4 protein-coding genes are annotated in these 5,725 nt (G+C 36.9%); 1 reads left to right on the plus strand and 3 read right to left on the minus strand.

All coding sequences use genetic code 11. The features are described from left to right. The 3 genes from mnmG to ACIQ32_RS11890 all read right to left on the minus strand — a co-directional run. Positions 1–1,472, minus strand: a 1,472-nt coding sequence (gene mnmG / locus ACIQ32_RS11880) for a tRNA uridine-5-carboxymethylaminomethyl(34) synthesis enzyme MnmG (RefSeq protein ID WP_396195890.1), incomplete at its 3' end; no start/stop codon positions are given. A 1-nt stretch (position 1,473) separates the two neighbouring features. Beyond that, positions 1,474–1,896, minus strand: a complete 423-nt coding sequence (gene ybeY / locus ACIQ32_RS11885; RefSeq protein ID WP_396195891.1) for an rRNA maturation RNase YbeY — start codon at positions 1,894–1,896, stop codon at positions 1,474–1,476. Further along, positions 1,889–5,263 carry a hypothetical protein gene (locus tag ACIQ32_RS11890; protein WP_396195892.1) on the minus strand — a complete coding sequence of 1,125 codons (3,375 nt, stop codon included), beginning with the start codon at positions 5,261–5,263 and terminating at the stop codon, positions 1,889–1,891. Before ACIQ32_RS11890 ends, ybeY begins: the two co-directional genes overlap by 8 nt. A gap of 175 nt (positions 5,264–5,438) precedes the next feature. Here ACIQ32_RS11890 and ACIQ32_RS11895 point away from each other — a divergent pair. After that, positions 5,439–5,725, plus strand: a 287-nt coding sequence (locus ACIQ32_RS11895; RefSeq protein ID WP_396195893.1) for a glutamate--tRNA ligase family protein, incomplete at its 3' end; no start/stop codon positions are given.

Raw genomic sequence — 5,725 nt, forward strand, 5'->3', positions numbered from 1 at the left:
GGATTGGCCTCATCGTGTGTTACACTTGTTTCCTTGAAGAAATTCACCATTTTTTCACTTTCATTGAACTTGTGTTCCATACGTTGCATTCTCTCTTCTGAAGCTAAACCAATTTGATAAGCCTTTGGTGTCAATCTGAAATCTGCATTGTCCTGACGCAAAAGGGTTCGGTATTCAGCGCGTGAAGTAAACATTCGGTATGGTTCTTCGGTTCCTTTAGTGATTAAATCATCTATTAAAACTCCGATATAAGCTTCGTCTCTGCGAAGAATCATTGGTTCTTGTTCTTTAACCTTTAAAGCCGCATTTATTCCCGCCATCATACCTTGTGAAGCAGCTTCTTCGTATCCTGTGGTTCCATTAATTTGCCCGGCAAAATACAAACCATCAACTAACTTAGTTTCCAATGTATGCTTTAATTGTGTTGGTGGGAAATAATCGTATTCGATGGCATAACCCGGACGGAAAAATTTAACTTTTTCAAATCCTTCCACGGAACGTAATGCTTTGAATTGAATGTCTTCCGGTAAAGAGGTTGAAAATCCATTTACATAAACTTCAACTGTATTCCATCCTTCCGGTTCTACAAAAAGTTGGTGTCTTTCTTTATCTGCAAAACGGTTAATTTTGTCTTCAATAGATGGACAATATCTTGGTCCGATACTTTTAATTCTACCATTAAACATTGGAGATCGATCAAATCCTTCACGCAAAATATTATGGACTTCATTAGAAGTGTAAGTCATGTGACACAACAATTGATGCGTTAGAGGTTTGGTTTTATCAGAATATGAAAACTTATCCGGAATCAAATCCCCGGGTTCTTCACGCATCTTAGAATAATCTAATGAACGACCATCAACCCTAGGCGGCGTTCCGGTTTTCATTCTTCCGGCTTCGAAACCAACGTTTATCAAATCTTCCGTGATACCAAAAGCCGCGCTTTCACCGGCTCTACCACCACCAAACTGTTTGTCTCCAATGTGAATCAATCCATTCAAGAAAGTACCGTTAGTTAATACAACTGTTTTGGCTTTAATCTCAATTCCTAAAGAAGTAACAACTCCTTCTATTTTATTATTCTTAATCAAAAGTCCTTTAACCATTTCTTGATAAAAATCAAGATTCTCTGTTCTTTCCAACATCAATCGCCATTCTTCAGAAAAGCGCATTCTATCACTCTGAACTCGAGGCGACCACATGGCCGGACCTTTGGATTTGTTCAACATCTTAAACTGAACTGCAGTTTTATCCGAAATAATTCCGGAGTAACCACCAAGAGCATCAATCTCACGAACGATTTGACCTTTAGCGATTCCGCCCATAGCAGGATTGCACGACATTTGTGCTATGTTCTGCAAGCTCATCGTTACCAATAAAGTTTTGCAACCCAAATTGGCTGATGCCGCCGCCGCTTCACAACCTGCATGCCCGGCTCCTACTACTATGGTGTCGTATTTTTCTAAAAACATCTTAATTTTGTTTCACGTGGAACATCTTCATTTTCTCTTCTTCTTTTTCACGCATTAATAGTTCATCATCTTCAGACTTGTCTTTGTATCCGCAATAATGTAAAATGCCGTGAACCATAACCCTTTTCAATTCCTCTTCAAAAGAAACACCAAAGTCTAAAGCATTATCACGAACACGTTCTACAGAAATAAAAATATCACCATGTAGTTCATTTCCCACAGAATAATCAAAGCTGATAATGTCTGTAAGCATGTCATGATCTAAGTATTGTTGGTTAATTTCCAACAAATAATCATCGTCGCAGAAGATGTAATTAATCTCTCCTTCGTTCTTTATTTCGGAGCTAATGACTTTGGAAAGCCAATCAGCATAAAAAGTTTCGTTGTCTAAATTGAAATCTGACTCGTAATTAAAACTAATCATTCTTTATAAAATATTCTTGGACCTTTTGGTTAAAATTGGAGCGCAAAGGTAAGCTTTGTCTATTTAAAATTTCAATACTATTCAAATATTCTTGCAGTTTGGTTGGAAGCGCATTAGTCTGATTACTATATTCTTTCTTATTGGTTTCCGATTGACGTTTCTTGTCTTGTCCTTGTTGCTGGATGGCTTTTTCCAATTTTAACAATTCATATTTTAAATTCAATATCTTTTGAAGGGTTTCGTTATTAAAACCTTTATTCAACAGTTGCTTTTCAATTTGTTTCATTTGGTCTAGTGTGTTTTGACCATTTCCTCCAACACCTTGCTTCTTTAATTCTTTTTCCAAAGCTTCACGCAACTGTTGCTGCTCTTTGTAAATTTCCATTATTGCTTTAGCATCACCTTCTCCGTCTTGCCCTTGTTCACCTCCTTTATCATTGCCTTGGCTTTGACCGGATTTACCTCCTTTTTGCCCTTTCCCGTCTTTGTTGCCTTGTTGTCCTTGTCCGGGTTTTTCGCCTTCATTGCCTTCTTGACCTTCTCCAGGTTTTTCTCCCTTCTTCATGCCTTTTTTCATCTTTTCACCAAGTCCTTCTTGCTTTTTAATTATATCCGGGAGTTGCATACCCGAACCTTGTCCTTGACCGGGTTTTGGTTTGCCTTGGCCCTGTCCTTCCATTTGTAAAGACATTTGCATACTGTTGAGAATATTGCTAAGCATATCAGCTAATTTATTGGAAGAAGATATAGCATATTGTTGGTGAGAATTTCCTTTTAGCACATTGGCTTCTGCTAAATTTTCTAAGGCTTTGTCAACATTGTATTGAACATTGCCTATTTCTTTTGTTACATCTTCGGCAATTTTCGGATTACGCAAAGACATCGCAAACAAGCTGTCGTCAACGTGTTTGAACTGTTGTTTTAAATCTTGTTGGATTTTTAAGTTCTTATTGAAAGATGGCGCGCCGCGTTTCAGATTTTTAAACTGTTTCATCACGTCTTCTTGCGAAAAGGAATAGGCCAAAAGGTTATCTAGAATCTGGCGCAACATGACCACATCTTCTTCCATTTGCTCCATATCGCCTGATTGCATTTGCTCCATCATTTGTTGGCTCATTTGCTTCATCTTTTTGGAAGCGCTTTTTTGTTTTGGCTTGGCTTTGTCTTTTTGTTGCTTTTGTAATTGGTCTTTGGCGTTCTTTAAATCTTCGGCTATGCTTTTCTCTTTTTCATCCGTATTAGGCAATTCCATAGGCGATTTCAATTCCTTGTTGTCTTTGTCTAATTCATTCAATTCTTCTTGAAGTTTGTCAAACTCCTTATTGATGTCTTCTTGCTTTTCAGCGCTATTCTCCTCCTTCTTGTCTGATAATTTATCTTGCTTATCTGCCAGCTTGTCTAATTTGTCGGCGATTTGTTCTGCTTTTTTCTCTACGTAATAACGCTTTGTTAATTCCACCAACTGTTCCAAACTCTTGGTCTGATTTTTACTGGCTTGTTGGAATTTCTCCATCTTTTCAAACAGCTCTTCTTTGCTGATTTTATCATTTAGTTTTTGAAGCTCATCCAATAGCTTCTTGTTCTTTTCTAATTCCTCTTTGGTTTTCTCCAAGCGCTCTTGCAACAACTCTTTCTTCTCGTCTTTTTTATCAGCCTTGAATTGCTCCAAATTGTCTTTCATCTTCTCTGAAAACTCTTTCATCAATTCGTCTTGTTGTTTCTGACGTTGGATAAAATCGTTGACTTTTTGTTGTTCTTTGTAATCGAGATTGTCTTTCTCTTTGCCCATTTTTTGCAATTTCTCCATTTCGGATAATTGCTTATCTTGAGCTTTTAATGATTTGGTTAATGAATTGATGTTGTCATTTTGCTGTTGCAACATTTCGTCTTGCTTCTCCGTTTCTGTCGAAATACGATTGCTGAATACAGAAGATTTTGTGCTTTTGTAATTATGAATCGCATCGTTATCAAAAACTTCAAAGTAGTATTCATAAGAAACGCCTTCTTCTATCGGAAGATTACTTGGGAATGAAAACACAAACTGGTCATAAACATCTTTCTTAACGCTAATCAATGCTTTTTTAGCGCTGTTTGGTGTGTCTTTTGGATAATAGACAATTTGTAATTTAGAAAGGCCGTAATCATCAGAAACTTGTCCGAGTACATAATTCTTGTTGACTTTTAAACTATCTGGCGCATTGTTAACGCTAATCGTTGGAAATTGGTCTTTGATAACCGATATCTGATAATTTAATTTCTCGTAATTCTGAACTTTATTATTTGAAGTTAAAATTTGATAATCTACATTTTGAAGAATGCTTTTGGATAGCGTAAAGACATTGTCTTGTTTGGCGAAGGTAAATCGATTGCCTACATTCACCCAATCTACTTTTTGGGTAGCCAAGGTGTTCATTCTCCAAGTCACTCGAGTTCCTTCGGGTATGATCGCATTTCCGGTGCCTTTGATAACCTCTGATTTTTTATTCAAATAACCAGGAAAATTCAAGACCATTTCAAAGTTGGCTATCGACGGAACGGTTACCACTTTTAACTCATAATCATGAGAAGATACCTCATTGGCTTCGATGTGAAACGCTATATCTTCTGAGGGCTTCGGAATCACAAATTCGAATTCTCCGGCTTTATTGCTTTCCATGAAATAACTTTCATCTCCAATAAAAATCATCGCGTTCTCCGGAACCACTTTCCCAACCGTTTTAACTTTAACCAAAAAATCTTTGTTTTGTTCGGTTTGTAAATTGTCATTCAAAACCACAAATTCAAACGGCGCCGGCGGTAAAAATTGTTGTTTAAAATTCACTACACGATTCAAACTTTGGGATAAAATATCGCCTTTCCCGGAAATCAGGAAAAACAAGAAGAACAAAATCGGGATAACCGCTAAGGGTAAATACTTTTTATTCTTGCCTAAATTAATAGCGTTGCTAAAAGGAATGGGTTGCAATGTATTGGCTTTTTGTTCAATTGATGCCAAAAGCAACTCCGACTTATTTTGATCTTGAGACAGTTGTAAAAAATTGGTCAACTTATCGCCTACTTCATTAAAATGATTTCCGATAATGCTTGAAGCTTGATTATAATCAATGCCTTTTTGAAGTTTGAATAATTTGAAAATCGGAAACAAGATGAAGCGCAACAACAGAAACGATTCCACCAAAATAAAAACCGTAAACAATAGGGTTCTGGCTGTTGGTTTCAACCAAAGAAAGTATTCCACAAAAAGCGTGAAGATAAAATACAACAAGCCCAAACCCACGAAGAATATAGTTCCGCGCAGTAATTCATTGGTATAAAACTTTCGAATAAAGTCTTCTAACTTTTGATAAATAAGGGTTGATTTTTCCACTTTTTAGCCAATCTTTTTTATAACCGATAAATGTACAATTTTTGGTGAATAACCAACGTTAAAAATTTGCCAATGAAAAAGTACTGAAAATGACCGTTTAAAGCTGGTGAAAAACTTCCGCCTTCCGACTTCCAACTTCCAACTTCTGATTATCTTTGCCCCAAAATATAGAAACATGTCAAGACCTGTTAGAGTTCGTTTTGCTCCAAGTCCGACCGGACCGTTGCACATTGGTGGCGTTAGAACAGCCTTATTTAACTACTTATTTGCTAAAAAACATAACGGTGTTTTCTATTTACGCATAGAAGACACCGACCAAAATCGTTTCGTTCCCGGAGCGGAACAATACATTTTTGAAGCTTTGGAATGGTTAGGCATAGCGCCAAGTGAAACTGTTGGAAAGAATGAAAAATTTGGTCCATACCGTCAAAGTGAAAGAAAACCTTTGTACAAGCAATATGC

The organism is Flavobacterium sp. (genome assembly GCF_044373165.1).
Classification (GTDB): Bacteria; Bacteroidota; Bacteroidia; order Flavobacteriales; family Flavobacteriaceae; genus Flavobacterium.

Bases quoted from the DNA above. Each gene is read 5' to 3' on its own strand.
- ybeY (WP_396195891.1), bottom strand. From the start codon at position 1,896: ATGATTAGTTTTAATTACGAGTCAGATTTCAATTTAGACAACGAAACT.